The 26549-nt window shown below is 64.8% G+C and carries 28 protein-coding genes and 1 pseudogene; 17 read left to right on the forward strand and 12 right to left on the reverse strand.

Annotated elements, in window-relative coordinates:
- Nucleotides 1–11 precede the first annotated feature (11 nt).
- A complete protein-coding gene (locus tag LB554_RS07310) occupies nucleotides 12–488 on the forward strand; it encodes a GNAT family N-acetyltransferase (protein WP_224583851.1) in 477 nt (158 codons plus the stop codon).
- Nucleotides 485–1129 carry a 4'-phosphopantetheinyl transferase gene (locus LB554_RS07315; RefSeq protein ID WP_224583853.1) on the forward strand — a complete coding sequence of 215 codons (645 nt, stop codon included), beginning with the start codon at nucleotides 485–487 and terminating at the stop codon, nucleotides 1127–1129. Before LB554_RS07310 ends, LB554_RS07315 begins: the two co-directional genes overlap by 4 nt.
- Nucleotides 1130–1137: 8 nt before the next feature.
- Here the strand turns inward: LB554_RS07315 and LB554_RS07320 are convergent, their stop codons facing one another.
- The 3 genes from LB554_RS07320 to LB554_RS07330 all read right to left on the reverse strand — a co-directional run bounded on the left by LB554_RS07320 (nucleotide 1138) and on the right by LB554_RS07330 (nucleotide 3415).
- Entirely contained in the window at nucleotides 1138–2238 is a 1101-nt protein-coding gene (locus tag LB554_RS07320) for a KamA family radical SAM protein (RefSeq protein ID WP_224583855.1), read from the reverse strand.
- 86 nt (nucleotides 2239–2324) lie between these two features.
- Nucleotides 2325–3221: an NmrA family NAD(P)-binding protein gene (locus tag LB554_RS07325; RefSeq protein WP_224583857.1), complete on the reverse strand. Its 897-nt coding sequence runs from the start codon at nucleotides 3219–3221 to the stop codon at nucleotides 2325–2327.
- Complete coding sequence (locus LB554_RS07330; RefSeq protein WP_140663408.1) at nucleotides 3218–3415, reverse strand: DUF1127 domain-containing protein; 198 nt, start codon at nucleotides 3413–3415, stop codon at nucleotides 3218–3220. Before LB554_RS07330 ends, LB554_RS07325 begins: the two co-directional genes overlap by 4 nt.
- Nucleotides 3416–3631: 216 nt before the next feature.
- Here LB554_RS07330 and LB554_RS07335 point away from each other — a divergent pair, with 216 nt between their 5' ends.
- On the forward strand, nucleotides 3632–4543 hold the full coding sequence (locus tag LB554_RS07335) for a transcriptional regulator GcvA (RefSeq protein WP_015316903.1): 912 nt from the start codon (nucleotides 3632–3634) through the stop codon (nucleotides 4541–4543).
- A gap of 69 nt (nucleotides 4544–4612) precedes the next feature.
- Here the strand turns inward: LB554_RS07335 and LB554_RS07340 are convergent, their stop codons facing one another.
- Complete coding sequence (locus LB554_RS07340) at nucleotides 4613–5065, reverse strand: winged helix-turn-helix transcriptional regulator (RefSeq protein ID WP_140663412.1); 453 nt, start codon at nucleotides 5063–5065, stop codon at nucleotides 4613–4615.
- 167 nt (nucleotides 5066–5232) lie between these two features.
- On the opposite strand from LB554_RS07340, the gene LB554_RS07345 reads away from it, so the two are divergent.
- Both LB554_RS07345 and LB554_RS07350 read left to right on the forward strand, forming a co-directional pair.
- The gene (locus LB554_RS07345; RefSeq protein WP_224583859.1) at nucleotides 5233–5475 is read left to right on the forward strand and encodes a YciI family protein; all 243 of its coding nucleotides are present in this window, start codon (nucleotides 5233–5235) and stop codon (nucleotides 5473–5475) included.
- Nucleotides 5476–5526: 51 nt separating this feature from the next.
- On the forward strand, nucleotides 5527–6342 hold the full coding sequence (locus LB554_RS07350) for an oxidoreductase (RefSeq protein ID WP_140716380.1): 816 nt from the start codon (nucleotides 5527–5529) through the stop codon (nucleotides 6340–6342).
- Nucleotides 6343–6504: 162 nt separating this feature from the next.
- Here the strand turns inward: LB554_RS07350 and arsK are convergent, their stop codons facing one another.
- From arsK to LB554_RS07370, 4 genes are read right to left on the reverse strand one after another with little or no spacing between them, the layout of a single operon-like run.
- Nucleotides 6505–7731 carry an arsenite efflux MFS transporter ArsK gene (gene arsK / locus LB554_RS07355; protein WP_224583861.1) on the reverse strand — a complete coding sequence of 409 codons (1227 nt, stop codon included), beginning with the start codon at nucleotides 7729–7731 and terminating at the stop codon, nucleotides 6505–6507.
- Complete coding sequence (arsC, locus tag LB554_RS07360) at nucleotides 7712–8125, reverse strand: arsenate reductase (glutaredoxin) (protein ID WP_224583878.1); 414 nt, start codon at nucleotides 8123–8125, stop codon at nucleotides 7712–7714. Before arsC ends, arsK begins: the two co-directional genes overlap by 20 nt.
- Nucleotides 8065–8853, reverse strand: a complete 789-nt coding sequence (locus LB554_RS07365) for an aquaporin (RefSeq protein WP_224583880.1) — start codon at nucleotides 8851–8853, stop codon at nucleotides 8065–8067. The genes arsC and LB554_RS07365 overlap by 61 nt, the downstream gene beginning before the upstream one ends.
- A complete protein-coding gene (locus tag LB554_RS07370; RefSeq protein ID WP_140663420.1) occupies nucleotides 8850–9203 on the reverse strand; it encodes an ArsR/SmtB family transcription factor in 354 nt (117 codons plus the stop codon). The genes LB554_RS07365 and LB554_RS07370 overlap by 4 nt, the downstream gene beginning before the upstream one ends.
- Before the next feature lie 42 nt (nucleotides 9204–9245).
- Here LB554_RS07370 and LB554_RS07375 point away from each other — a divergent pair, with 42 nt between their 5' ends.
- A complete protein-coding gene (locus LB554_RS07375) occupies nucleotides 9246–9776 on the forward strand; it encodes a DUF6428 family protein (protein WP_411962613.1) in 531 nt (176 codons plus the stop codon).
- A 77-nt stretch (nucleotides 9777–9853) separates the two neighbouring features.
- Here LB554_RS07375 and LB554_RS07380 read toward each other — a convergent pair whose 3' ends face one another.
- Both LB554_RS07380 and LB554_RS07385 read right to left on the reverse strand, forming a co-directional pair.
- Nucleotides 9854–10066: a tautomerase family protein gene (locus LB554_RS07380; RefSeq protein ID WP_015316894.1), complete on the reverse strand. Its 213-nt coding sequence runs from the start codon at nucleotides 10064–10066 to the stop codon at nucleotides 9854–9856.
- A gap of 87 nt (nucleotides 10067–10153) precedes the next feature.
- Entirely contained in the window at nucleotides 10154–10909 is a 756-nt protein-coding gene (locus LB554_RS07385) for an SDR family oxidoreductase (RefSeq protein WP_224583882.1), read from the reverse strand.
- A gap of 103 nt (nucleotides 10910–11012) precedes the next feature.
- Here LB554_RS07385 and LB554_RS07390 point away from each other — a divergent pair, with 103 nt between their 5' ends.
- The 3 genes and pseudogenes from LB554_RS07390 (at nucleotide 11013) to LB554_RS07400 (ending at nucleotide 14170) form a co-directional block, all read left to right on the forward strand.
- Complete coding sequence (locus LB554_RS07390) at nucleotides 11013–11906, forward strand: LysR family transcriptional regulator (protein ID WP_224583885.1); 894 nt, start codon at nucleotides 11013–11015, stop codon at nucleotides 11904–11906.
- Between the two features lie 155 nt (nucleotides 11907–12061).
- Nucleotides 12062–13720, forward strand: a complete 1659-nt coding sequence (locus LB554_RS07395) for an acyl-CoA synthetase (protein WP_224583887.1) — start codon at nucleotides 12062–12064, stop codon at nucleotides 13718–13720.
- Nucleotides 13721–13824: 104 nt separating this feature from the next.
- A pseudogene (locus LB554_RS07400) lies at nucleotides 13825–14170 on the forward strand (DUF2200 domain-containing protein).
- A 66-nt stretch (nucleotides 14171–14236) separates the two neighbouring features.
- Here the strand turns inward: LB554_RS07400 and LB554_RS07405 are convergent.
- Nucleotides 14237–15127, reverse strand: coding sequence for a LysR family transcriptional regulator (locus LB554_RS07405; protein WP_140725165.1), 891 nt, complete (start codon nucleotides 15125–15127; stop codon nucleotides 14237–14239).
- 203 nt (nucleotides 15128–15330) lie between these two features.
- Between LB554_RS07405 and LB554_RS07410 the strand changes: the two genes are divergently transcribed.
- Complete coding sequence (locus tag LB554_RS07410; protein WP_224583888.1) at nucleotides 15331–16266, forward strand: DMT family transporter; 936 nt, start codon at nucleotides 15331–15333, stop codon at nucleotides 16264–16266.
- A gap of 50 nt (nucleotides 16267–16316) precedes the next feature.
- On the forward strand, nucleotides 16317–17039 hold the full coding sequence (locus tag LB554_RS07415; RefSeq protein WP_224583890.1) for a haloacid dehalogenase type II: 723 nt from the start codon (nucleotides 16317–16319) through the stop codon (nucleotides 17037–17039).
- Between the two features lie 46 nt (nucleotides 17040–17085).
- Here the strand turns inward: LB554_RS07415 and LB554_RS07420 are convergent, their stop codons facing one another.
- Nucleotides 17086–19134: an ABC transporter ATP-binding protein/permease gene (locus tag LB554_RS07420; protein WP_224583892.1), complete on the reverse strand. Its 2049-nt coding sequence runs from the start codon at nucleotides 19132–19134 to the stop codon at nucleotides 17086–17088.
- Between the two features lie 124 nt (nucleotides 19135–19258).
- Here LB554_RS07420 and LB554_RS07425 point away from each other — a divergent pair, with 124 nt between their 5' ends.
- The 6 genes from LB554_RS07425 (at nucleotide 19259) to LB554_RS07450 (ending at nucleotide 26501) form a co-directional block, all read left to right on the forward strand.
- Entirely contained in the window at nucleotides 19259–20143 is an 885-nt protein-coding gene (locus LB554_RS07425) for a hypothetical protein (RefSeq protein ID WP_224583894.1), read from the forward strand.
- Between the two features lie 232 nt (nucleotides 20144–20375).
- Nucleotides 20376–22268, forward strand: coding sequence for a molecular chaperone HtpG (htpG, locus tag LB554_RS07430; RefSeq protein ID WP_224583896.1), 1893 nt, complete (start codon nucleotides 20376–20378; stop codon nucleotides 22266–22268).
- Between the two features lie 203 nt (nucleotides 22269–22471).
- Nucleotides 22472–23350, forward strand: a complete 879-nt coding sequence (locus tag LB554_RS07435; protein WP_411962614.1) for an ABC transporter permease — start codon at nucleotides 22472–22474, stop codon at nucleotides 23348–23350.
- Between the two features lie 13 nt (nucleotides 23351–23363).
- Nucleotides 23364–24206: an ABC transporter permease gene (locus LB554_RS07440; protein ID WP_224583899.1), complete on the forward strand. Its 843-nt coding sequence runs from the start codon at nucleotides 23364–23366 to the stop codon at nucleotides 24204–24206.
- Nucleotides 24203–25345, forward strand: coding sequence for an ABC transporter substrate-binding protein (locus LB554_RS07445; RefSeq protein ID WP_140617953.1), 1143 nt, complete (start codon nucleotides 24203–24205; stop codon nucleotides 25343–25345). Before LB554_RS07440 ends, LB554_RS07445 begins: the two co-directional genes overlap by 4 nt.
- A complete protein-coding gene (locus tag LB554_RS07450; protein WP_224583901.1) occupies nucleotides 25338–26501 on the forward strand; it encodes an ABC transporter ATP-binding protein in 1164 nt (387 codons plus the stop codon). The genes LB554_RS07445 and LB554_RS07450 overlap by 8 nt, the downstream gene beginning before the upstream one ends.
- Nucleotides 26502–26549 lie beyond the last annotated feature (48 nt).

The raw sequence follows: 26549 nt of genomic DNA on the forward strand, positions 1-26549 counted from the left end.
CGGAGGACCACATGGCAGAGCGATCCGGAAGCACCGTGGACATCCGGATCGGCCCGGTGACCCCAGCCAATCGCGCTTTGGTCACCGCATTGCAGCTGGCGCCGGAGCAGATCGATTTCGTCGCCAGCAACGCAGCCTCCCTGCGTGAGGCCAGATCCGATCGGGACGCGCGGCCACGCGCCGTCAAGGCAGGCGACCAGATCGTGGGATTCCTTATGTACGAGGCACCACGGGACGATGACGAGGCGCGCATCTACCGCTTCATGATCGACCGCGCCTGGCAAGACCGGGGCTACGGCAAGGCCGCGTTGCGTGAAGTGCTGGAGGAAATCGGCGGGCTCGGCCACATCAGGCACGTGTCGATCTGCTACGAACCGGAGAACGAGGCGGCGCGGCAGCTCTATCGCAGTGCCGGTTTCGTCGAACAGGGGCTCGACGAGGACGGCGAAATGATCGCGGATCTCATTCTGCCCACCGGCGACCGATGACGCCGCCCGCCGATCCGTCCGAGGAAATCGCCATGGCGCGCGCCATGGCCGCCATGGCTCCTGCCGGGGTCCGCACCGGTTGCCGGATCATCCGCGAAGGCGACGAGACCCATCTGTTGCCGGCGGAAGCACGCTCCATCCCCGCTCGCCAGCCGTCCATGCGGCGGGCCAGCGGCGCGGCGCGATTGCTCGCGCACCGACTGCTGACGGATGCCGGCTTCGACGGTTTCGCCCTCTTGCGCACGCCGTCCGGTGCACCCGCATGGCCGGACGGGATAACGGGCTCGCTCGCGCATGACGACGACATGGCCGTGGCGGCGGTCGCGCCTGTTGGCCGCATCGCCTCGCTCGGCATCGACGTCGAGCCGGCGCTGCCCCTGCCCGATGAGATTTTCTCGCTCGTGGCAATTCCCGAAGACCGGATCGACGCCGCCGACCGGCAGCTTGCCGGCCGCATCCTTTTCGCCGCCAAGGAAGCGGTCTACAAGGCCGCCTATCCGCTGGATCGCGAGGTGCTGGGCTATGAGGATATCGCCGTGGACCTCGAAACCGGCCACGCGACAACGAGGACCGGTCGCAAGGTCAGCCTCGCACACTGCATGGCCCCGCGCGTGGTCGTGCTGGCGTTTGTTGCCAGATAGGCGTTGGCCTATTCGCCAACCACCTCTCGATAGGCCCTCACCGCGCCATCCAGCCCACGTATGCGCCAGCTTTGCCCGTCCTGTTCCTCGACATGGCAAGGTCCGAGCGGCACTTTCCCTCCCCCGTCGGGCAGGTCGAGGACATAGACAGGGTTGCAGATGCCCGACAGGCGCGCGCGCAGCGCTTCCACCAGCGCCTGGCCTTGCGCGATCGTGGTGCGCCTGTGTGCCATGCCGCGTGCGAGATCGCCATGGTGGAGGTAGTAGGGTTTTATCCCCAGCCGGTACATCAGCTCGCGGCAGAGCTCTTCCAGCGCTTCGACCGTATCGTTGACGCCCTTCAGCAGAACGCTCTGGTTGAGCATCACGAAGCCGGCCTGTCGCAAGGCGCGGCAGGCCACTTCGGTGGCGTCGGTGATCTCGCGCGCGTGGTTGAAGTGGGTGACCACCGTCACCATAAGCCGGCCCTGCAGCGCCGCGACCAGCCCTGGCGTGATGCGCGACGGCAGTGCCACCGGCACGCGCGTGTGGAGGCGCAGCAATCGCACATGGGCGATGTCCTCGATGCGCGCTCGGATCTCGGCCAGTGCCTTGTCGGGCAGCGACAGCGGATCGCCGCCGGTCAGGATCACTTCGCGGATTTCGGGATGCTCCGATATATAGGCCAGCGCCGGCTCCAGCGCCTCGCGCGTATAACCACGACCGATCGACGTCAGCGATTCCTTGCGGAAGCAGAACCGGCAATAGACCGCGCATTGATAGGTCGGGAACAAAAGCACCCTATCGGCATGGCGATGCGTCAGCCGCGGCACCGGGCTGAATTCGTGATCGGCGATCGGGTCGCCAAGCTCACCCTCAGTCTTGTCCAATTCCCCAGGCGACGGGATCACCTGCGCCCGGATCGGATCGGCGGGATCGTTCCAGTCGATCAAGTCGAGATAGGCCTTTGGCGCCCGCACCTTGTGAAGCGCCGCGGCGGCGTGCGCGGCTTCGCGCTCGGCCGGCGAGAGCGGCAGGGAAGCGAGGTCACGCGCATGGCGCACGCCGGCGCGGACATCCTCCTGCCAGGCGCTGTCGGCGGCGCGGGTCGCATCTTTGAGATTGGGCATCGGCGTCTCGGCTGTTTGCGCGGACCTATCGGCCGGATGGACAGCGCGGTCAACCGCTGTCGCAACGCCAACCATGTCCGCCGCCTTCACAACCTATGTCCATCCGCGCCAGCCATCGCCACAAAAGCGCTTTCAATCGTCTCGAACCTCAACTCCGGATAAAGCGTCCCGGCTTCCGGGGTGGCCGTCTCGAGCGCGGTCTCGCCGCGGATCCAGAATGCGCGCAGCAATCCAAGGCCGGGAACCGCCGCGATCAGCGCCTCCAGCTCCTCGGCGCTCATCTGCTTGACGCGGGGCGAACGGCCGCTCACTTGCCGCCACAGCTCGATCATTTCACCTTGGGTGATCTTGTTTTGCGCGATCCGTATCTCGCTGCGAACAGCATTGGCATCCTCCAGTGCGCGCATGGTGACCGCAGCGATATCCTTCTCGCTGACGAAGGTCGCCGGAACGTTGCCCTCGCCATAGAGCGTCACCTCGGCGGGGGGCAGCGGCGACGAGCCGAAGCGCGTCAGGTCGCCCAGCGTCGCCACCCAGGTCGAGAAGAAGCCGTTGGTGTAGATCACCGTATAGGGCAGGTCGGCCTCCCGGACCGCGTCGAAGACGGCCCGCTTGATGTCGAGCGGTTCGATCGAGCCGGGTGCGGCGGCGGCAAAGTCGAGGCCGAAACCGGCGGACGGCACATAGCGGGAGATACCGGCATCCCTGATGGCGCGCACCAGCGTCATCTCGCTGGCCGACCCCACATGCACCGAGCTGATGACGCGGTCGACCTTGCCGACGGCGCGCACGAGGCTGTCATAGTCGTCGAGATCGCCGACATGCACCGTGGCGCCGAGATCCTTCAGCGGGCGCATCCGCGCTTCATTGGCCGACGTTGCCTGCCGGACCAGAACATGGAGGCTGTCGCCATTGCGCGCGCTGGCCTTGGCCATCTCGCTGCCGAGCAGTCCGGTCGCGCCGATGATCAGGGTGCTGGTCATATCGTCCTCCCATTGGCCAGAATTCCGTTAGCAAGGATGGAACCGTCCCAGTCGCGTTCGAGGCCGATGTCATGCAAACGGCGATCGGAAAGCCGGGAGATCCGGCGCAATGTGCGGCGGCGCTCGAACGCTGCCGCGCTTCGCATGGCAAGGCCGCTCATCGCGGCGCCGATGGGTCGAAGGGTCAAGGTCATAATCCGTCTCCTGTGTTTCACTGGGCGCAAGCCTGCCTATGTCGCCCGAGTGGGGCGAGCATGACGATTGCTCACATTTGTCTGGTCAATTCAGCGCATCGATGAACCGGGAAGCCGGTGTGGATGCTTGGTACGCCTGAATATTGGGCCATTAAGGGCTGGACGACAAACGACTCTTTGTGCAGGATTTGTGAGTAACACTCACAGGTCGATCCGATGCCGCGCAGACTGCCGCCCCTCACCGCTTTGCCCGCCTTCGACGCGGCGGCCAGGCATTTGAGTTTCTCCAAGGCCGCGGAGGAGCTCAACCTCACCCATGGCGCGGTCAGCCGCGCCATCCGCAACATCGAGGACAGGCTGGGCATCCAGCTCTTCGATCGCGGCACACGCTCCGTGCGCCTTACGGGCGTCGGCGCGGCCTATGCGGCGGAGGTCGGCAAGGCGCTCGACCAGATCGCCGCCGCCACCATCGCCGCCACACCCGACCGCTCGACGCGCATCCTCAATGTCAGCACGTCCGATGGTTTCGCCGGCCGCTGGCTGGTGCCGAGGCTGCATCGTTTCCATCGCGCCAATCCCGACATCGACGTGCGGCTGGCGACTTCGGGCGTGCTGGCCGATTTCGTCAGCGACGGCATCGACATATCCATCCGCTACGGCCGCGGCGGCTATAGCGGGGTGACGGCGGAATTCCTCGCCGACGAGGAGGTTTTCCCCGTCTGCAGCCCGGAACTGCTGCAAGGCGAGCATCCGCTGCATCTGCCAGCGGACCTCAGGCACCACAAACTGATCCACGACGCCTTTCGCATCGACTGGGCGACATGGCTTGAGCAGGCCGGTGTCGAAGGCATCGACCCCACACGCGGCGTGCGCTTCGATTCCGCCACCTTCGCCGTCGAGGCCGCCGTGCATGGCGAAGGCGTGCTGCTCGGCCGCAGCGCGCTGGTCTCGGCCGACCTCGCGGCAGGCCGGCTGGTCCGGCCCTTCGATCTCGCGCTAAAATCGGCGGCCAGCTACTACGTCGTCTATCCCGAAGGCGCGCTGCGCCAGAAAAAGATCAGGGCGTTCCGCGACTGGCTGTTCGCCGAAGTGGCCGCCGACTGGATTGGTGCGAAGAAGAGCGGCTGATCCGAGGAAGGCCCACCTGAATTCCCTCTCTTGCCGGCCAGATATCGCCGTTCGCTCCGGCGCATCCAGTCAGTCCGACGGGCCGTCAGACAGCTTGGGCGTCACGATCTGTATGGGACGACTGCCGATCGGCGCCCCGGTCCCGCGATCGATGCTGACTGGGTCGATTTCGGTTCCTGTCTCGGCGTCGAAGAACCGGGTGAAATTGCCACCGCCCCGGTGCTTGCTGCCCCAGGCGGCGAGCGAGAACAGCACCGGAAGCAAATCCCGACCGGCCTCGGTCAGCACATATTCATCCCGTGGCGGCCGCTCCGAATATCGCCGTTTCTCCAGCAGCCCTTCCTGCGTCAAGGTCGCCAACCGGCTGGTCAGCATCGTCGGAGCGATGCCGAGGTTCTTGCGGAATTCGTCGAAGCGGCTGAGCCCCGCATGGGCATCGCGCATGATCAGCATGCTCCACGTGTCGCCCACCGTGCCGAGGCTGCGGGCGATCAAACAGGGCTGGTTGGAAAGATTCTTCACGTCGATACCATTTTGATAGTGACTTACTATTAATTTGATAGTATCTGATCTCGCGAGGCCGTTCCACCGAAAAATGATGGTGACGGCCGGTCATCGCGCCGCTGGGAGTCCCAAATGAAATTCTATCTGTGCAAGTACATCCCGCCCCGTGCCGACTTCTTGCATCCATGACCGGCGACGAGCGGGAATGGATGAGGCAGCATGGCGCCTTCTTGGACGAGTTGCTCGACCGCGGACTGATCGTCGCCCACGGTCCGGTGATGGATCCAGGCGGCGGCTATGGCTTGTCACTATACCGGATCGCCGACGACCAGGACATCCAGGCGATAACCTCACAAGACCCCATCGTGAGAAATGGCGCCGGCCATTACGAACATCACCCCATGCTTCATCTGAGCGTACACGGCTGACAAGTCCGTCGGCACAAACCGTCATGATCATGCATCTCGAAGGATATTGAAATGAACAACAAAAATCGCGGCGTCGCCGTCGTCACCGGAGCAGCGGGCGGCATCGGGCTTGCGACAGCCAAAGCCCTTCAATCGGCCGGCTACCGCGTCTTCGGCACGAGCCGGAAAGCCGCGACCGGGTCACCGCCCGGGATCACGATGCTGAGCTGCGACGTGACCGACGCGGACTCCGTCGCAAGCATGGTGTCGCAAGTGATAAGCCAGGTCGGGCGCATCGACCTGCTGGTCAACAATGCTGGCAATGCACTGATCGCGGGTGCGGAAGAATCGTCCGTTGAACAGGCAAAGACCCTTTTCGACGTCAACGTCTTCGGTCTCATCCGCGTCACAAACGAGGTGCTGCCGATCATGCGACGTCAGGGCGGCGGCCGGATCGTCAACATCAGCTCGGTTGTCGGCTTTGTCCCCAGCCCGTTCAGCGCGCTCTACACATCCACGAAACATGCCGTCGAGGGCTACTCCGAGTCGCTGGACCATGAGGTCCGCCCCTTCGGTATTCGCGTCCTGCTGGTCGAACCGGCCTTCACCCGTACGGCTCTCGATCACAATGCGACGAAGCCGGACAGGATGATGAGTGTCTATGACCAGGCGCGGGCAACGGCAACCGCGGTCTGGAACAGGGCGATCGAAACCGGCGATGCTCCCGAGGTCGTCGGCCAGGCGGTCGTCACCGCGGCCACCGCGACATCGCCGAAGCTGCGCTATCCCGCCAGCAAGCAGGCGCGTCGCCTATACCTGCTGCGACGGTTTGTTCCCGCGCATGCTTTCGACAAAAGCCTCCGAAAGCAGATGAACCTGCCGTCGTGACAAAGGCGCGTAGCCACTGTTCGGCGAGCCGGTTTTGAAACGCCAGACATCCGCTGCTGCGGCCGGACGATTTGAGGCATCACAAGCCGATCCACGACGGTTCCGAGAGGGGTTGAGCCGGCGGAGTGGCGCCAAACCGCCTCTGGGCATTCCTGCCCGGTTTCAGATGGCGCTCGACACTTTCGCGATCGCCGCCAGCACCAGCAGAGCCAGACAGCCAACAAGTGCCATCAGGCCCAGCGACCAGGAAATGCCGATATGGGCCATCGCCAATGCCAGGGCGAACGGCGCGACCGCCGAGACGATCAGGCGGGCGGACATGGCGCGTCCCTGCAGCCGGCCATAGCCTTCGCTGCCGAACAGCATCAGCGGCAGTGCCCCGGTGACGATGCTGAACAGCCCGTTGCCCATTCCGAAGACGACGGCGAACGCCATCGCGCCGGCGATCGAAGGCGCGGTGCCAAGCAGGATGACCACGCCCGCCGTCATCAGCACGGCTGAGATGATGGCGAGCCGCAGCGGCGGCAGGTTGATCCCGAAGACCATATTGATGAAACGGCTGAGCACCTGCGACGGCCCGAACAGCGTTCCAACGATGGCGGCGGCGGCACCCAGACCGAGCCCGGACAGCAGCGGCACCATATGGACCAGCACGGCGGCGCTGACCAGGTTCTGGAGCGAGAAAGCGACAACCATCAAGGCAAAGCCGAGCGGCCGCGCGGGGGCCGGCAGCGATCCCGCGACGTGCCGTGGCGGCTCGATCGCCGCGCGCCTGCTCCTGGCCAGCCCCTGCGAGAGCCAGGCGTGCAGCGGCAGGCAGACCAGCAGGTTCAGCCCGGCAAAGACGAGGTAGATGTCTCGCCAAGGCAAATGCCCATGCAGCGCCGATGTGATCGGCCAGAAGACGGTCGATGCGAAACCGGCGATGAGGGTGAGATAGGTTATGCTGCGCTGCGCGGCACGCGGCCGGATCTGGACCAGCAGCGCGAAGGCCGCGCCGTATTGGACAAGGTTCGATGCTGCCTCCAGGGCAATCAGCGCGGCGACGAAGGCTGGACCGTTGGGCGCATAGGCACAGGCGGCAAGCGCAGCGGCAGCAACGGCCGAGCCGGCGGTCATGATCCGTCCCGCGCCAAAACGGTCGATCCAGCCGCCGAGCAAGGGTGCGGTCAGCCCGCCGGCCAGCAGCGCGGCCGATAGCGCGCCAAATATCCATTCGGTTGGCCAGCCCATATCCTTCGCCATGTCGCCGGCAAGGATGCTGAAACTGTAATAGAGCGTGCCGTAGCCGATAATCTGGGTGATCCCGAGCGCGGCGACAGCCGCTATCGGCGCACGCTCCGCGGTTTCGGCTTTTGCAAGGCTTCCATCATTGCCCACCGCGGTCATGGCTCACCACCTCGCCGTCTTCCTTGGTGAACCGGCTCACCGGGTGGTCGAGCAGATCCAGCACAAGCTCGGACGGACGGCACAGCCGTGTCCCTCTCGGCGTTTCGACGATCGGCCGGTTAATCAGGATCGGATGCTCGAGCATGGCATCGAGCAGTTGGCTGTCCGACCATTTTGGATCGGCCAGGCCCAGTTCGGTATAGGGGGTGCCCTTTTCACGCAGCAAGGCGCGCACGGGAATTTCCAGCGTCGCTATCAATTGCTCCAGCCGCGCACGTGGCGGCGGGTGTTTCAGATATTCGACGATGGTCGGCTCCTCGCCGCTCGCCCTGATCATGGCAAGCGTGTTGCGCGAGGTGCCGCAGTCCGGATTGTGGTAGATGGTGATCGGCATGGGCTGGCCTCGTTGGGGAACGGTTGAACGTGCGGCTGCAGCAGCCATGTCGTCAGCGCCAGGGCAATGCCCGCGCCGGCCAGTTCGGCGGCGATGAAGCCCGGCAGGCTTGCCGGACTGATTCCGGAAAAACTGTCCGTCAGTGACCGTGCGGCCGCGACCGCCGGGTTGGCGAACGATGTCGATGCGGTGAACCAGTAGGCGGCGGTGATATAGAGGCCGACCAGCCAGGGGATGGCCGAGCGCTCGAAACGCAGGCCGGCGAGAATGACCGCCAGCAACCCGAAGGTCGCGATCCCTTCCGAAAGCCAGAGCGCGGGTCCCGTTCGGTCATGCGTCGACAGGGCGAGCGGCGAAAGCCCGAACATCAGGTGCGCGCCGACCGTGCCGGCGACGCCGCCCGAGAATTGGGCGAGCACATACCAGGCGCAGTCGCTCGCCGGCAGCCGGCGCGACAGCGCCATTGAAACGGCCGGATTGAAATGGGCGCCCGAGACCGGCCCCAGTATCGTGATGAGCACCACGAGGATCGCGCCAGTCGGCAAGGTGTTGCCAAGCAGCGCCAGTGCGCGATCGGGCGTCAGCGACTGCGCCATGATGCCGGAGCCGACCACCGTGGCCACCAGCAAGCCGGTGCCGAGAGCTTCCGCCGTGAGCCGGCGCGGCAAATCAAAACCGGCCGTGTCCCTGATGGAGGACGCGCCAGACACAGGGTGGTCGCCAGTCATCGGGCAGGCTCCCGCGTGTCGGCCGCACAGCAGCCCGGCAACACCGCCGGCGCGCAGATTTCCGGCCGGCCGGAGCAACAATCCTCCATCAGGAAGCGGATAAGACCGCTCAGCATGTCATACTCGGCGCTGTAGACCATGGAGCGGGAATCGCGGCGCACGCTCACCAGCCCCGCGCGTTCAAGCTCCTTAAGGTGGAAGCTGACGTTGGACGCCGAAACTTCGACCTTTTCGGCGATCGCCCCGGCGGCGATGCCGTCGGGGCCGGCGATCACCAGATGGCGCAGCACGCGCAGCCGTGTTTCCTGCGACAGCGCCGCGAAGGCCGACAGGGCTTGACGTTCATTCATATTTCAACAATCCTATGAATATTGAAGCAAGGATTATCGCACATGCTCGCCTCTGACAATCGGGAATTTGATCCCGTGATCACGGCCGACCCGCGGGACATCACCATGGCCGGCTTGCTGGGCTTTCTGGCGGATCACAGGGAAAAGCCACTGGTGTTTTTCCATGAAGGCGGGCCAGTGTTGCCGGGCTACCATGTCACCGAGGTCAAGGCCGGCCGCTTCGACGCGCTCGACTGCGGCGGGAATCCGGAATCATGGTCGGAGATCTTCGTGCAGCTATGGGACGTCAATGAGGACCGCACCCATATGCCGGCTGGAAAATTCGCGGCGATCATCCGGAAAGTGACCGAGCATGTCGGTCTCGACCAGGCGGCCAAGCTGACCTTCGAGGTCAGCGACGGCGTGCGCCCGATGCAGCTCTACCGGGGCGCCCTGCCCCGGCTGGCCGACGGCGCCGTGCATGTCGCGCTTGCGCCACGGCCAGCGAGTTGCAAGCCGCGCGACCGCTGGCTGGAGGAGGAAAAGAAGGCCAAGGCCTGCTGTGGCCCCTCCGCCGGGCCATGCTGCGGCTAACGGAGGGTGCTTTTGAGCATGTGAGTACCGGAAGCGCGGGCGTGAGCCATGTGCAGGCCGGCCGGACATCGGCAACCTTAGTCCTTGGCGCGAAAAGCGTCCGGCACCACGAACACTTCGTCGGCGCGGCCATAGCCGCCATCGGCGACTTCCTCCACAAGCACCATCGTGTAGGGCCGCACGCCCTCGCCGAAAAAGTCGACGAACATGGCGGTCGTGCGATGGATGAGGTCTTCTTTCTGTGCCTTGGAGAGCGCCGCCTGCGGCATCTTGATGTTGGCGAATGGCATGGTGTTTTCCTTGTCTTCTCAATCATTTGGGCTAGGTTTCGAATGGAACGGGAGGCAGACCGCCACAGCAGCAGCGGCCAGCCTCCTTCAGATCACGCCGCCATTGGCGCGGATGATTTGCCCGTTGACCCAGCCACTGTCCGGCCCTGCCAGGAACGAGACCACGCCGGCAATGTCGTCGGGCTGGCCGAGCCTGCCGAGCGGGATCATCTTGGCCGTGGCCTCGATCTGCGCCGCGCTCTTGCCATCGGTGAACAGCGCCGTCTCGACCGGTCCGGGCGCCACCGCGTTGACGGTGATGCCGCGCGCGCCAAGCTCCTTGGCCAAGATGTGCGTCATCGCCTCGACCGCCGCCTTGGTGGCGGCATAGACGCCGTAACCCGGCTGGTAGAGGCCGACCACGCTGCTCGAAAAATTGACGATGCGGCCGCCATCGCGAATGCGTTTTGCGCCTTCGCGCATGCCACGGAACACGCCGCCGAAATTGATCGCGACCTGGGTGTCGAAGAAGGCATCATCGGCCTGTACGATCGGCGAAAGCTTCATGATGCCGGCATTGTTGACCAGTATATCGATGCCTCCGAGCGCCTTCTCGCCGGCGTCGAAGAGGCTGGCGATACCGGCCGGAACCGCGATATCGGCTTGCACGGCGATCGCCTTGCCGCCATCGGCTTCGATGGCGCGCACCAGCGCCTCGGCCTCGGCCTGTCCCCGCGCGTAATTGACGACGACGGCGATGCCGTCGCGGGCCAGCCTCCGCGCGATCGCCGCGCCGATGCCCTTGGAGGCGCCGGTCACGATCGCCGCTTTGGTTTGGCCCGTGCTCGTTTGGCCTGAAGTCATGGAAGTCTCTCCTTCTTGTTGGTGAGACGGATATAGGCGGAGCCAGCTTCCGGACAATCAGCCTTGTCTTGACATCACTATTCGGAAATTGCGAACAAAGAGCATGGATCGCCTGGACACGATGCGACTCTTCGTTCGCGTGCTGGAGCGGCGCAGCTTCACCGCTGCCGCCGCCGATCTCGGCCTGCCGCGCTCGACCGCGACGGAAGCGGTCCGGCGGCTGGAAGAACATCTCGGCGCAAGGCTGCTCGAGCGCACCACGCGCCAGGTGAACGCCACGCAGGATGGCGAGGCCTATTACCGGCGCTGCCTGTCCATCCTGGCCGAGATCGAGGATGCCGAGGCCGCCTTCCGCAATGCCGAACCCTTCGGCCTGCTGCGCATCGACGCCAGCTCGCTGCTCACACGCACCTTCCTGTTGCCGCGCCTGCCGGAATTCCTTGCCCGCTTTCCGCGCGTCGACCTGCAGATCGGCCAGGGCGACCGGCTGGTCGACTTGGTGCGCGAGGGTGTCGACTGCGTCATCCGCGTCGGTGAGCCGCCTGACAGCGGCATGATCATGCGCCGGCTTGGCGTGATCCGCGAGATGACCTGCGCCAGCCCCGCCTATCTCTCCCGCCACGGCACGCCGGCCTCCCCCGATGCGCTGGACGGCCATCAGGCGGTCGGCTTCGTCTCCTCCCGCACCGGCGAAGTGCTGCCCTTCGAATTCACCGTCGGCGGCAAGACGCGCGAGGTCAGGCTGCCCGGCCGCGTCGCCGCCAACAATTCCGACACCGCCGCCGACCTCGCCCGGCTTGGCCTCGGCCTCATCCAGGCGCCGCGCTATCGCTTCGAGAAGGATTTGGCAGAGGGAAAACTGGTCGAGGTGCTGGCCGGGTATCCGCCCTCGCCGACGCCGCTGTCGGCGCTCTACCCGCAGAACCGGCAGCTCTCGCCGCGTCTGCGCGTCTTTCTCGACTGGGCGGCACGCATCTTCGCCGAGGCGAACCTGTAAGAGCAATTCCGGGAAAAGTGTGTAGCGGTTTTCCGTCCGGAATTGCGTCAACACAGGGAACAGGCACTCGCCATTGCCCATCGGCGCCATCTGATGTCAATGTCAAGGGGCAGCGCGTGCCATGGGGAGATGGCGCACCGCCAGGGAGGGTTTTCATGACCAAGACGCAAGCCGGCTTGCCGCGCTATGACGATGCCGTTGCAAGCTTTCGTATCGAGGATGAGATTGCGAGACTGCAGGGCGACCCCGCGACCGGCATCAACGCCTATGTCGAATGCTGCGGCCGGCACACCGGCGGAAACCGCCTGGCCCTGCGCGCCATCTCTGCCGGGGGCGAACTCAGCGAATTCAGCTTCGAGGATCTCGCCGACATGTCGGGCCGCGTCGGCACTCTGCTGAAGGAGTTGGGCGTCGGCCCCGGCGATGTCGTGGCCGGCATGCTGCCGCGCATCCCCGAACTGGTGGCGCTGATCCTCGGCGCCTGGCGCATCGGCGCGGTCTACCAGCCGCTGTTCACGGCCTTCGGCCCGAAGGCGATCGAACACCGGCTCGGCTACAGCGGCGCCAGGCTGGTGGTGACCAATCCGGCCAATCGCGGCAAGCTCGACGAGGTCGCGAACCCTCCGCAAATCGCCACCATCCTCGGTGCTGGCGACGCCCTGTCCCCGGGCGACATCGATTTCCGTGCCGCGCTTGCCGCCGCCTCACCCAACTGCGACCCGGTGATGCGCAAGGGCGAAGACCTGTTCATGATGATGTCGACCTCGGGCACCACCGGCCTGCCGAAGGGCGTGCCGGTGCCGCTCAACGCGCTGCTCGCCTTCGGCGCCTATATGCGCGACGCGATCGGCCTGCGCCCAGACGACATCTTCTGGAACATCGCCGATCCGGGCTGGGCCTATGGCCTCTACTACGCCATCACGGGACCCCTGCTGCTCGGCATCGCCACGACCTTCAACGAAGGCGCCTTCACCGCCAAAAACACCTATGATGTCATCGAGCGGCTTGGCGTCACCAGCCTTGCCGGCTCGCCCACCGCCTTCCGCCTGCTGCTCGCCGAAGGTCCCGACGCCGCCGCGCGTGCAAAAGGCCGGCTGCGTGTGGTGAGCAGCGCCGGCGAGCCGCTCAACCCGGAAGTGATCCGCTGGTTCGACGCCCATCTCGCCGCGCCCATCCACGACCATTACGGCCAGACCGAGAACGGCATGATGGTCAACAACCATCACGGCCTGGCGCACCCTGTCCGCGCCGGCTCGGCGGGCTTTGCCATGCCGGGCTATCGCATGGTGGTGCTGGACGAGGCCGGCAACGAGCTCGGCCCCAACCAGCCCGGCATCCTCGCCGTCGACATCGCCAACTCGCCGTTGCGCTGGTTCGACGGCTACCACCAGGCCGAAACGCCGGCCATATCGGGCGGCTACTACCGCACCGGCGACACGGTGGAATACGAGCCGGACGGCTCGGTGTCCTTCATCGGTCGCGCCGACGACGTCATCACCTCGTCAGGCTACCGCATCGGCCCCTTCGACGTCGAAAGCGCGCTGATCGAACATCCCGCCGTCAACGAGGCGGCGGTGGTCGGCGTACCCGACCCGCAGCGCACCGAGATCGTCAAGGCCTTCGTCATCCTGGCGCCCGCCTACGAGGGCAGCCCGGAACTCGCCGAAGAATTGGCGCAGCATGTCCGCAAACGCCTCTCGGCCCATGCCTATCCGCGCGAGATCGACTTCGTCGGGGAATTGCCGAAGACCCCTAGCGGCAAGATCCAACGGTTCTTGTTGCGCAAGGCCGAGGTGGAGAAAAGGAACGGGTGAAGGGCGGCGGGAAGATTGGAGTCGGTCCTGCGCCAATTGCTGAGACCTGCGCATTGGAGGCAAAGTCGAGTGCGGGCGATAGGCGCCACCGGTAAGGGCACGTCATGACGGAGCATCGAATCTATTCCACAAGCTTTGCCAGCGTCTATCCGCACTATGTCGCCAAGGCGCAAAGGAAAGGACGCACCAGAGCAGAGGTCGATGAGATCATCTGCTGGCTGACGGGCTACACCGAGAATCGAGGCCGAACTGGAGAAGAAAACCAGCTTCGAGGATTTCTTTGGTCAGGCCTCCCGACTGAATCCTTTGCGGAATTTGATTACAGGGGTGGTCTGCGGCGTCCGCGTGGAAGATATTGAGGATCCACTGATGAAGGAAATTCGCTACCTCGATAAGCTGATCGACGAGCTTGCGAAGGGGAAAGCGATGGAGAAGATACTCCGGAAATGAGGCGAGAGGCTCGAGCGCGCGATATCATCGACCGGGCGCACGGGCGCCAACGCTAATCACGCCTCCTCACACCGCGATCTGCAGGGTCCCGTGGCGCTTCACCTCAGCCTCTATCTCCCGCACCAGCGTCTCCAGCGCGGGATTGCGGACGTTGCGGGCGCGGCGAATGACGTAGGCGAGGTCCGGAGGCTTGGGGAACGACTTGTCGACGATCTCCATGCCGGGCCGCAGATGCCGCTGGCTGAGCAGCGCGACGCCGAGGCCGGAGGTCACGCCGGCGATGATGCCGGCCGCGCTCGAACATTCGAACACGATCTCGAACACCGTTCCCTCGTCCTGACCGAGATCGAGGCCCCAACGGCGATAGAAGCAGTTCTCGTCGAAGGACAGGAACGGCACCGGGTCGCCTTTCCCAAGGGTCAGCTCGGGCGACTTCACCCAATGCAGGGTCTCGCGGAACAGCAGGACATCGGTGGGGCGGACGTCGTGCTGGAACACCTGGATGATGGCAGCGTCGAGCGCGCCCTCGCCCAACAGCTTCTGCAAGGCAAGGCTCATGCGCACCTGCGTGCGCACGCTCACCTCGGGGTACAGCCGGCGAAACCGGCCAAGGATGCGCGAAAGGTCCGTGCAGGTCGTATCCTCGGTCATCCCCAAAGCGATCTTGCCTTGCAGCGTGCTCTTCGACAGGCTCAGGATCGCCTCGTCATGGATGCCCAGGATCCGCCTGGCATAGCCCAGCAGATCCTGCCCTGAACTGGTGAACATCGGCGCATTCGCCTTGCGGCTGAGGATTTCGCAGTCGAGACTTGCTTCCAGCCGCCTGATCTTGTGGCTGACGGCCGATTGCGACAGGCCGAGCATCTCGGCAGCCCGGGTAACACCGCCATGTTTCTCGATCGCCACCATCGCCCGCAAGGCATCGACATCCAGGCGGCGGCTCATCACTCCAGCCATGACAATCTCGTTTGAAACGAAAGCAGCGCTCCAGGGTCTCGGCAGAGAACGGGCTTTGAGGCAATCAGATATGCCACATCTCGCGCCTATTTCATGAATACATCGAAATTTGTCATGTGCAAAGGCGCCTGCGCGCCGCCATAAATCCCGCATCCGAGATCGGCCGTAATCCGCTGGCGAACCCGCTTCGACGAAGAGACCGCATGACGCTCCCGAAACCTCCGTACCGTCGCCTGGCCTGGCCGCTTCTGGCGGCAGCCCTGGTCGTAAGCTGGAGCTCGGGCTTTGTCGGCATCCGTTACGCCAGCGAGAGCGCCGACGTCATGCTCGTGCTGTTCTGGCGAACCTTGATGTCAGGGCTGGTCCTTCTGCCCTTCGCGCTCATGGTCGGGCCGCGCATCGGCGTCCGGGCGCTGCTCCAGCAGATGGCGTTCGGCGTGGCGATGATGTTCCTCTATCTCGGCGGCTTCGCGCTTGCCATCGGCCAGCGCGTGCCGACCGGCCTTGTCGCGCTGATCTCGGACCTCGTCCCCCTCGCCATCGCGGCACTATCGCAGCCCGTTCTCGGCCACCGGCTGCCATCGAGGCAGTGGACCGGAACGGCTCTCGGCGTGCTCGGCGTGCTGATCGTTTCGCTGAACAGCCTCAGTCTCGGCACCGCGCCGGCCTGGGCGTACGTGGTCACGATCGCTTCCATGATGGTCTTCGCGCTGGCGACCGTGCTGCAGAAGCGGATGGGGACGATCAACATGCCCATCCACCAGAGCCTGTGCATCCAATGCCTGACGGCGGCGCTGTTTTTTGCCGCTTGCGCCGAATGGAAAGGCGGGCTGATGCCGCCCCTTGATGGCCGGTTCGAGTTCGGCATCGCCTGGCTGGTGCTGTTTTCGACCTTCTTCTGCTACGGCGTCTATTATGCGAGCCTGCGCCTCCACAGCGCCGCGCGGGTCAGCAGCGTGATCTATCTCAGCCCGCCGGTGACGATGCTTTGGGCCTGGCTGCTCTTCGGCGAGCCGCTTTCGGCGGCGATGGTCCTCGGCCTCGCGGTTACGCTGTTCGGCGTCTGGCTGACATCGTCGCGTGGCACCACATCGAAGGGCGAGGCAGGTTTGCGCCCAGCCGGGCAGCCGGCCGATTGATCGCGATCCACGCAAACGCTAGCCAATTATCCAACTCAAGGGAGTGAACCATGAAGCTGACTGATTTCAAGGCCTTGACCTTCGATTGCTACGGCACGCTAATCGATTGGGAATCCGGCATGATCGACGCCCTGAAGCCGCTGACCGGGCGGGTTGGCCGCGGCCTCGGTCGCGACGAGATCCTGCAGGCGCATGCCAGGCACGAATCCAGCCAGCAGGACTGGACGCCGCAAAAGCGCTACTGCGACCTTCTGGCTGTCGTCTACAAGCGGCTCGCCGAGGAATGGGGCGTCGTGACCACGCCGGAGGAATGCATCGCCTATGGCCAAAGCGTGAAGGACTGGCCGGCCTTTGCCGATACCGCCGCCGCCCTGCAATACCTCAAGCAGCACTACAAGCTCGTCATCCTCTCCAACGTCGACAATACGAGCTTCTCCTTCAGCAACAGGAAGCTCGGCGTCGATTTCGATGCGATCTACACGGCGGAGGACATCGGCTCCTACAAGCCGTCGCCCCGGAATTTCGACTATATGCTGGAAAAACTGGCGACGCTCGGGATCGGCGGCAAGCAAGTCCTGCACACGGCCGAAAGCCTGTTTCATGACCATGCCGTGACCAACCGCCTGGGCCTGAAATCGTGCTGGATCCACCGCCGGCATGCCGATCAGGGTTTCGGCGCCACGATGCATCCCGGCGAGATGCCGAAGGTGGACTTCCGCTTCGACAGCATGGCCGACCTCGCCAAGGCGCATCAGGAGGAATTGGGCGGCTGATAGAAGGCCATCCCTTGAGCTGAAACCAGAACTCGCCTGAGCGTCATCAACTCTTTTTACGGGCGGCGCCGCGCTTTTCGGCGGAAGTGCCGGAACCCCACAGGGCGCGGCCGAGCAAGCCCCTGCGTTTGCGCGGGGCGAGGTCGATATCGCTGACCAGCTTGGCGCCACCCTTGCGCCGCTCGAGCGTGATCTTGCGGCTGTGGAAGGCCTCCAGCTCGGCGCGGTGCGCCACGCTCAAGATGGTCACATTAGGCAATTCGTGGATGATGGTCTCCATCATCCTGTCCTGGCTCTTCTCGTCGAGTGCCGCCGTCGCCTCGTCCAGCACGATGATATCGGGCGCGTGCAGGAGCAGCCGCGCGAAGGCCAGGCGCTGCTTCTCGCCGCCCGACAGGGTCTGGTCCCACGGCGCGTCTTCCTCGATCCGGTCGCCAAGATGACCGAGCCCAACCTTGTCGAGGGCAGCCCTGATCTGCGGGATCGTCCAATCCTCGGCGGCGCCTGGATAGGCAGCGGCCCGGCGCAGCGTGCCCGAGGGGATGTAGGGGCGCTGCGGCAGCATGAACATGCGCTTGCCCGGGTGGAAATCGACGCTGCCGCCGCCCCACGGCCACAAGCCCGCTATCGCCCGCACGAGCGTGCTCTTGCCCGAACCGGATTCGCCGGCCACCAGCAGCCGCTCGCCCGGCTGGATCACCACCTCGGTTTCCTTGACCACGGCGGTGCCGTCATCGAGCGACACGGACAGATTGTTGAGGTTGAGCATCGTGTCGTCCTTGGTCTCGCCGCGATTGATGCGTCCGAGCGCGTCGCTCTCTTCCGCGCGCTCGAGCCCATCCAGCGACATCATCAGCGAGGCGATGCGCCGTGCCGAGGCGTTCCAGTCGGCCAGGCGCGGGTAATTGTCGACCAGCCATCCGAACGCGCCCTGCACGATGGCAAAGGCGGAGGCCGCCTGCATGACCTGCCCAAGCGACATCGAGCCGTCGAGGAATTTTGGCGCGCACAAAAGCACCGGCACCACCGGCGCGAACAGGCTCGATCCCTGCGAGACCAGCGCCGTGCGCATGTGCTGGCCAGCAAGCATCGCCCACTTCCCCAGCACGCCGGCGAAGGTCCTGTCGATGCCGCTGCGCTCCTCCTCCTCGCCGCCGAGCAGGGCGATGCTCTCGCCGTTTTCGCGCACGCGCATCAGCGTGTAGCGAAATTCCGCTTCCGCCTGGTTCTTCTGCTCGGAGAGTTCGACGAAATGCCGGCCGATGACCACCATCGAGGTGGAGGTGATGCCGGCATAGATGACCGCGGTGATGACGAGAAAGCCCGGAATGGTGACGGTCGAGGAGCCGATCGGCAGCGTCAGCGCGCCGCCGATGGTCCACAAGACGACGATGAAGGTCGAGGCCGCCAGGAACGCGTTGAGCACGCCGGAGACGAAATCAACAGGCGATTCGGTGGCGATCCGCAAATCGTCGGCGATGCGGGCTTCCGGGTTCTGGTGATCGCCGCTGACGAGATTGAGCTGGTAGTAGCGGCCGTTGGTGAGCCAGCGGCCGATGACGGATGTGGTGAGCCAGGAGCGCCAGCGGCGCTGGATCGTCATACGCAGATAGACCTGCGCAACGACGAGGCTGACGCTTCCAAGCACCAGCGGCACGAACACGGCGCTCAGGAAATACACGGTCGGTGCATTGCGCTGTTCGATGGCGTCGAAGATCGAGCGGTTCCAGACATTGATCCCGTACTGAAAGCCGACATTGACGCAGATCAGGATCAGGAGCGCGATCGTGCATGGCCAGGCGAGCTTGTCGCCCCGCCGGCTCCAATAGCCGCGCGCGCTGATCCAGAAGCGCTTCAGCAGGTATTTCTTGCGCGCCTGTTCGGCCTGTTCGGGGCTCAGCTGCGGATCGGGTTCCACCGCCGCTGGCGGCGGCGCCGCCTCGCCGACGACCTCGGATGCGGCCTCGACATCGGGTACCTTCTCCCGGCGGGGCTTCCTGGCACCGTTTGGCTTGGCGCCGCCGGCCGGCCTCTGTTTGGGTTTGATGTCTGCCACAACGGCCATAACGGCCTGGGTATCGGAAGGTTTCATCATGAGGGCTTGCGACCTTGCCAGGGCTGTCCTGGTGCCCCGATATCCGCCACGTCTCGCCATGACTTCACCGCCGCACAATCGCCACCAAGCCACGCGAAGAGCTTGTAAAACGGAGGTTTTCACGATGCGTCTGGTCTGGACTTTGGTGTTCGCGCTGGCGAGCGGTGCGGCGTATGCGGCTTCGCCGGAGGACGACTACATCGCCGCGCGCGACAAGGCGATCGCGGCCATCGCCGCGATGGAAAGCGCGAACGCTCCCGTGGAAACGCTCGATGCGGCCAATGAGAAGGCCCGCGCCGATCTCGAACAACGCCTTTCGACGCTTCTTGGACCTTTCACGGTCAAGGGTTTTCCGGCGGCCGGCAGGATCAATATCGAAAGCCTCAGTTCCTCCGATGTCGGCTTCGGCATGCTGGACGGGCTGCGTCACGGCACCGAGGACGGCCCCAGCATCGTCGCGTCGACACGCGGGCTGGTCGAGCGCTGGCTGCAATCGCGTGCGGCGGAGACGGACGCCGATCTCAAACTGCCCACCAGCTTCGACGCGGCGCTGAAGCTCGATGCGTTCTACACCCAGGCCATCGGCAGCGACGCCGCTTTCACAGGCACGCTCGACTTCACCCTGAAGACGCCCGACGGCGCCGACACGGCGATCGCCCGCCTTGGCGGCTGGGCACAGGATGTCGGACCTAACTACGACCAGGAAATCGTCGTCACGCTGGTCAAGGGCAACAGTGTCATGATCGCCGAGGCGCCCGCGACACCGCCCGTCCCAAGGATCGCGGCCTGCGACGCGGTGTGGACCGCGGCTGACGCCGCCGCCCAGAAACTGGTCAAGCAGGCCACCGACGACAGCGACGAAAATACATCCGATGCCGCCGACGCCGCCTGGGCAAAAGGCGACAGCGACTTCCGCGCCTGCATGGGCAAGAACCTGCGCGACAACCCGGCCTTCCCCACGCTGCTTGCCCAGGCGCAGGCGCTTGCCGACCAGATGGCGGGGAAGTAGGGCGCGCAGGACCGGCGCGGCGCCGACGCTGCCAATCTCCCCCTTCGCGGGGGGAGATTGGCTGTTTCGTCGTCAGCACCGTTTCCACCCCCTTGCGGCCCCAGCATCCCATCACGATATTGTCGGCGCGTTGGCCTTGCTGACGGCAGTTGCCAGCACAGTTGAAAATTGGTGAAAGGAAGTCCTGATCGCGCATGGCGCGGCGGGCGGAGGAAAGCGTGGGAAACCCGGAATGACGACAGACACGAAAGCGACGGAAACCAAGGCATTCGAGGCGGATGTTTCGCGGCTGCTGCACATGATGGTGCATTCGGTCTATTCCGATAAGGACGTCTTCCTGCGCGAACTGATTTCCAACGCCGCCGACGCCTGCGAGAAGCTGCGCTTCGAGGCCGTCAGTCGCCCCGAATTGCTGGCCGACGATCCGAAGCCCCGCATCTCGATTTCAGCCGATCCCGACGGCAAGCTGATCACCGTCGAGGACAACGGCATCGGCATGAGCCGCGACGACATGACGGAGGCGCTGGGCACGATCGCGCGCTCGGGCACGCGCGCTTTCATCGAGCGCGTCGGCGCCGGCAATTCGAGCGAGGACACGCAGCTCATCGGCCAGTTCGGCGTCGGCTTCTACTCCGCCTTCATGGTCGCGACCCGCGTCGACGTCATCAGCCGCCTGGCGGGAAGCGAAGAAGCCTGGCGCTGGTCGCCCGACGGCAAGGGTTCCTACGAGATCGCGCCCGCCCCGCTCGAAGCCGCCCCCAAGCGCGGCACCCGCGTCGTGCTGCATCTGATGGACGACGCCGCGTCCTACACCGGATCCTATCGGCTCGAGCAACTGGCCAAGTCGCAGTCGGGCCATGTGCCGGTGCCGATCACGCTCATCGAGAAGCCGGGTGCCGAGGCGCGCGACATTGCCGACGGCACGGCCCTTTGGGTCAGGCCGAAAAGCGAGATCAAGCCCGAGGAATACACCGACTTCTACCGCGGCGTCTCCGGCCAGTATGACGAGCCGGCCGCCACCGTCCATTTCCGCGCCGAGGGCCGGCAGGAATATAGCGTGCTGGCCTTCGTGCCCGGCTCGCGTCCCTTCGATCTGTTCGACCAGGACCGCAAGGGCCGCATGAAGCTCTATGTGCGCCGCGTCTTCATCACCGACGATGCCGATCTATTGCCGCGCTACCTGCGCTTCATGCGCGGGCTGGTCGATTCCGCCGACCTGCCGCTCAACGTCTCGCGCGAGATGATCCAGGAAAGCCCGCTGCTGGCCGCGATCCGCAAGGGCCTGACCAACCGCGTGCTTGGCGATCTCGCCAAGCTGGCGGAGAACGAGACCGAGGCCTATGCGAAAATCTGGGAAAACTTCGGCGTCGTCCTCAAGGAAGGACTCTACGAGGACCATGAGCGGCGCGAGCAGCTCTTGAAGCTCGCCCGCTTCCGCTCAACCGCCTCCGGCGAAGGCTGGCGCGGCCTTGCCGACTACGTCTCGGCGATGAAGGAAGGCCAGAAGGCGATCTTCTTCATGGCCGGCGACGACCGTGCACGGCTCGAAGCCTCGCCGCAGCTCGAAGGTTTCAAGGCACGCGGCATCGAGGTGCTGCTGCTCACCGACCCGGTCGACAGTTTCTGGACGTCGATGGCGCCCGAATTCGACGGCAAACCGTTCAGGTCGGTGACGCAGGGCGTGGCTGAACTTTCCGAGATCCCGCTGCTCGACGAGGCGAACAAGCCGGATGCGGCGGCGGCGCCCGAGGTCGATGGCTTCCTGGCCTTCGTCAAGGCGGCGCTTGGCGATGCCGTGTCGGACGTGAAGGCCTCCGACCGGCTGACGGAAAGCGCGGTCTGCCTGGTGGCGCCCGAACACGGTCCCGACCGGCAGTTCGAGCGGCTGCTCAACGCCGCCGGCCGCCTCGACAAGACGGCCAAACCGATCCTCGAGATCAACCCCCGCCACCAGCGCGTCCTGGCGCTCGCCAGCCTCGGCGACGACGAACAGGCCTTCAAGGACGACGCCGCCCACCTCCTCTACGACGAGGCGCGCGTGCTCGACGGCGACAAGCCGGCCGACGCCAGGGCGTTTTCGGAGCGCCTCGCCCGGCTGATCGCGCGCGGTATTTCGAAGGGCTGAGGAGACGCCGGCCAGCCGTTCCCGACGTGTGGTCGAACGGGGTTGCGTGGCGACCCCGTCTCCCGACAAATTTCGGCATCTCTCGCACCCGGCGACACTGAAGTCCGCTGGCTCAATCGCCGACTGTGGACATCGCGCCTCCAATCCCTCAATCTTGGCCCGGGAACAAAACAGGCGCTTCAAAGAGAGCGCACCGGGTGCTCATGGAACGACGATGGACATTGTATGATCCACGGCTGGCCTGGATGCTGGTCGCGCCGGTGCTCTTGCTGCTGACCTTTTTCCTGGTGCTGCCGATCGCCGTGATGGCCGGCTATACCTTCTTCACCTTTGTCACCGCCGGCGTGGAAACGAGCGCGCTGACGACCGCGAACTGGCACGAATTCCTCACCGACAGCTACTATCACGGCTTCCTCCTGAAGACGCTGAGGGTCGGAGCCATGACGGCGCTGCTGTGCGGCGTGCTCGGCTACTTCCCCGCCTATTTCATCTGGGCCACGACCTTCAAGCACAAATGGCTGTTGCTGCTTTTGCTAATCGTGCCGTTCTGGATCAGTTTCACCATCCGCACCTTCTCCTGGATCAACATCCTGGGGGAACAGGGCGTCATCAACGTCGCGCTGCTCAAAATGGGCATCATCCATGAGCCGCTGCAGATGCTCTACAATGAAGGCGCGGTCATTCTGGGCATGCTGCACTTCCTGCTGCCCTACATGATCCTCAACGTCTATGTCAGCCTGGAGAGCATTGACCGCACGTTGATTTCGGCGGCCCGATCGATGGGCTGCACGAGCGCGCAGGCGTTCCGCGAGGTCACGCTGCCGCTGTCGCTTCCCGGCCTGGCTGCGGGCCTGCTGCTCTGTTTCGTGCTGGCCGCCGGCAGCTATGTCACCCCGCAGCTTCTCGGCTCGGGCCGCGACGCGCTGTTCGGCAACCTGATCTACGACACCATCATGGGCGAGCTGAACTGGCCGATGGGGGCCACGCTTTCGATCGTGCTGTTCATCGTGCTCGGCTGCTTCGCCGCCGTCTACACGCGCTACATGGGCATGTCGCAGATCGTCAAAGGGCTTGGCGGATGACGGGGTTTGGAGGATGAGAGGAACACGGCGCAGGCAGGAAGGCAGATGGGCCTGGCGGCTGACCGGCTTCGTCACGGTCTGCGTCTACATCTTCATGTTCGCTCCGATCGTGGCGACAGTGGTCCTGTCGTTCAACGCCTCGATGTTCGGCGGCTTCCCGATGACCGGCTTCAGCCTGCAATGGTACGGCAAGCTGATGGCCAACGAGGCGGTGCTGGCTGCCTTTCGAACATCCTTGTGGATCGCATTGGTCACCGCCATCGTCACCACCGCCATCGGCGTCACCACGGCGTTTGCCTTGGTCCGCTTCGAATTTCGCGGCAAGCAGGCGCTGAGCACGCTGGTGATCCTGCCGGCGCTGGTGCCGGAAACCATCCTCGGCGTCGGCCTGCTGGTGCTGATCAAGGCCGTCGACCAGCCGAGGACAATGCTGCTCCTGGTGCTCGGCCATATCCTGCTCGCCGTGCCCTATGTGGTGCTGATCGCCCAGGCGCGCATGATCGGCATCCGGCGCGTCTACGAGGAGGCCGCACTGTCGCTTGGCGCCTCTCGCTTCTCGTCCTTCCGCGAGATCACGCTGCCGCTGCTCATCCCGGCCGTTGTCGGCGGCGCCCTGCTCGCCTTCACCATTTCGTTCGACAACACCTCGGCCAGCCTGTTCTGGCGGCCGGCCGGCGTCGAGACCATGCCGACCCAGATCCTTTCCATGCTCAAGATTTCGATCAGCCCGGAGATCAACGCGCTCGGCACCGTGATGATCCTGGTGACCGTCGGCATCCCGCTGATCGGCGGCCTGATCCTGCAAAGCCTGACAAAACTGAAAAGACGTGGCGAACCAAAGGAGGAAATACAATGAAACTCACCACCACCAAGCGGCTGGAACGGCTGCACGATCGATACGCCAATGGCGACCTGAGCCGCCGCACGTTCCTGACGCTGACCGCAGCCGCGGCAGCATCGGCGGGCCTTTCGATGCCTTGGATGGGCCGGGCGCTCGCCGCGGTCCAGGAGGTTCGCTTCGACGGCTGGGGCGGCACGGTGCAGGATGCGATCGACAAGTTCGCCTTCCAGCCCTACACGACCAAGACCAAGATCAAGGTGGTCCAGGGCACGTTCGGCGACGAGGACGAGATCATCACCAAGATCAAGACCGCCAAGCCCGGCGACTACCAGGTCATCCATTCCTCCGGCGTGAACTACTACATCAAATACGTGAACGCCGGCCTGACCTCGGAAATCAACGAGGCCAACATTCCCAACATGGCGAACGTGCTGCAGCCGATGATCGAGCCGTTCCGCAAGCTGACGCCAAAGCTATCGGCCGTGCCCTACGACTACGGCACCACCGGCATCGCCTACAACACCAAGGTGATCTCGCCGGAGGAAGCCAAGGAGAAGGGCGCCGGGCTCCTGCTCGACAAGAAATATGCCGGCAAGGTCGGCGGCTATTCCGACATGACGACGCGCGTCTGGTATGCGGCGCTCGCCACCGGGCAGGACCCCAACAACCTCAAGGACATGGACGCCATCTGGGCCAAGGTGCGCGAAACGCGCGACCTCGCCAAGAAGTTCTGGAGTTCCGGCGCGGAGCTGATGGACCTGCTTTCCAAGGGTGAGATCGTGGTGACCGATGCCTGGTCGGGCCGCGTCGCCGCGCTGCAGGACCAGGGCCATCCGATCGGCTATCTCGATCCGGCCGGCTCCTACGCCTGGATGGAGGACATGCTGATCCTCAAGGGCTCGCCCATGGCCGAGTGCGAGGAGCTCATCAACTTCATGCTCGACCCGGCGACCTCGATCGCGGTGGCCGAGGGCCAGAGCTATCCGCCGTCGCTCGATCCGAACAAGGTCAAGCTGACCGAGAAGATCGAGAAGCTGCCGGCATTCGACAAGACGGGCACGATGAAGTCGCTGACCTTCGCCGATCCGACCTATTGGGCGACCAACGAGGACGCCTGGACCAAGCAGTGGAACAGGATCTCGAAGGGTGCCTGACAGCCAGGACACGACACTCCATCCCCGGCCTGTCCAGGCCGGGGCGGCCGGCGCGAGCGCGGCCGCCGAGGCGAACAGCCCGGCGGTCGAGTTCCGCGACATCGACATCGCCTACGGCAAGTTCGTCGCGGTGCGCGATTTCTCGCTGTCGATCCGCAAGGGCAGCTTCGTCACCCTGCTCGGGCCCTCGGGTTGCGGCAAGACCACGATCCTGCGCTCCATCGCCGGCCTGGTCGATATTTCGGGCGGCCAGATCATGATCGACGGGCGGCGGGTCGACGACGTCCCGATCTACAAGCGCAACATCGGGCTGGTCTTCCAGAGCTACGCGCTCTTCCCGCACAAGAACGTATTCGACAACGTCGCCTTCGGCCTGAAGTACCGCAACGTGCCGAAGCCCGAGATCGTGCGCAAGGTCGGCAAGGCGCTCGAGATGGTACGGCTGCCGGGCAGCGAGAAGAAGCTGCCGTCGCAACTGTCGGGCGGGCAGCAGCAGCGCATCGCGCTCGCCCGCGCCATCGTCTTCGAGCCGCAGGTGCTGCTGCTGGATGAGCCGTTGTCGGCGCTGGACGCCAACATGCGCGAGGAGATGCGCGTCGAGATCAAGAAGATCCAGAAGGAAACCGGCATCACCGCCATCTTCGTCACGCACGACCAGGAAGAAGCCCTTTCCATGTCGGATCGTATCGTGGTGATGAACGCGGGCGCGGTGGAGCAGATCGGCACTCCGGAGGAGGTCTACGAGGCGCCGGCGACAGCCTTCGTCGCCGACTTCCTCGGCAAGGCCAACATGCTTGCAGGGACCGTGAGCCGGTCCGGCCAAGGAACGGTAACGGTGGTGCTTGGCACCAGCCAGACGGTCAGCGTGGCTTGTCCAAGGCCGCTTGCCGACGGCAGCAAGGTCACCGTCGTGGTGCGGCCGCAGAAATTTTCGGTCGGTGCTGGAACGAGCGCCAATCGGCTGTCCGGCCGCGTGATCTCGGCCTCCTATCTGGGCGGCAGCGCGATCTACGAGATCGACATCGGCGGCAAGACCAGCCTCCGCGCCAATACACCGATCACTGGCCGCGTGCTTCGCGAAGGCGAGACGATCGAGTTGGGTTTTGCCCCGGACGGCTGCGTGCTGCTGGACGGGGCCGGGAAGCGGATTTCCTGAAGGTCGCGGGCGCTTGGTGCGGTTCAGCCACCATTTGACGCGCCCGTG

Source organism: Mesorhizobium sp. CO1-1-11, from assembly GCF_020164995.1.
In the GTDB taxonomy this organism is placed as follows: domain Bacteria; phylum Pseudomonadota; class Alphaproteobacteria; order Rhizobiales; family Rhizobiaceae; genus Mesorhizobium; species Mesorhizobium australicum.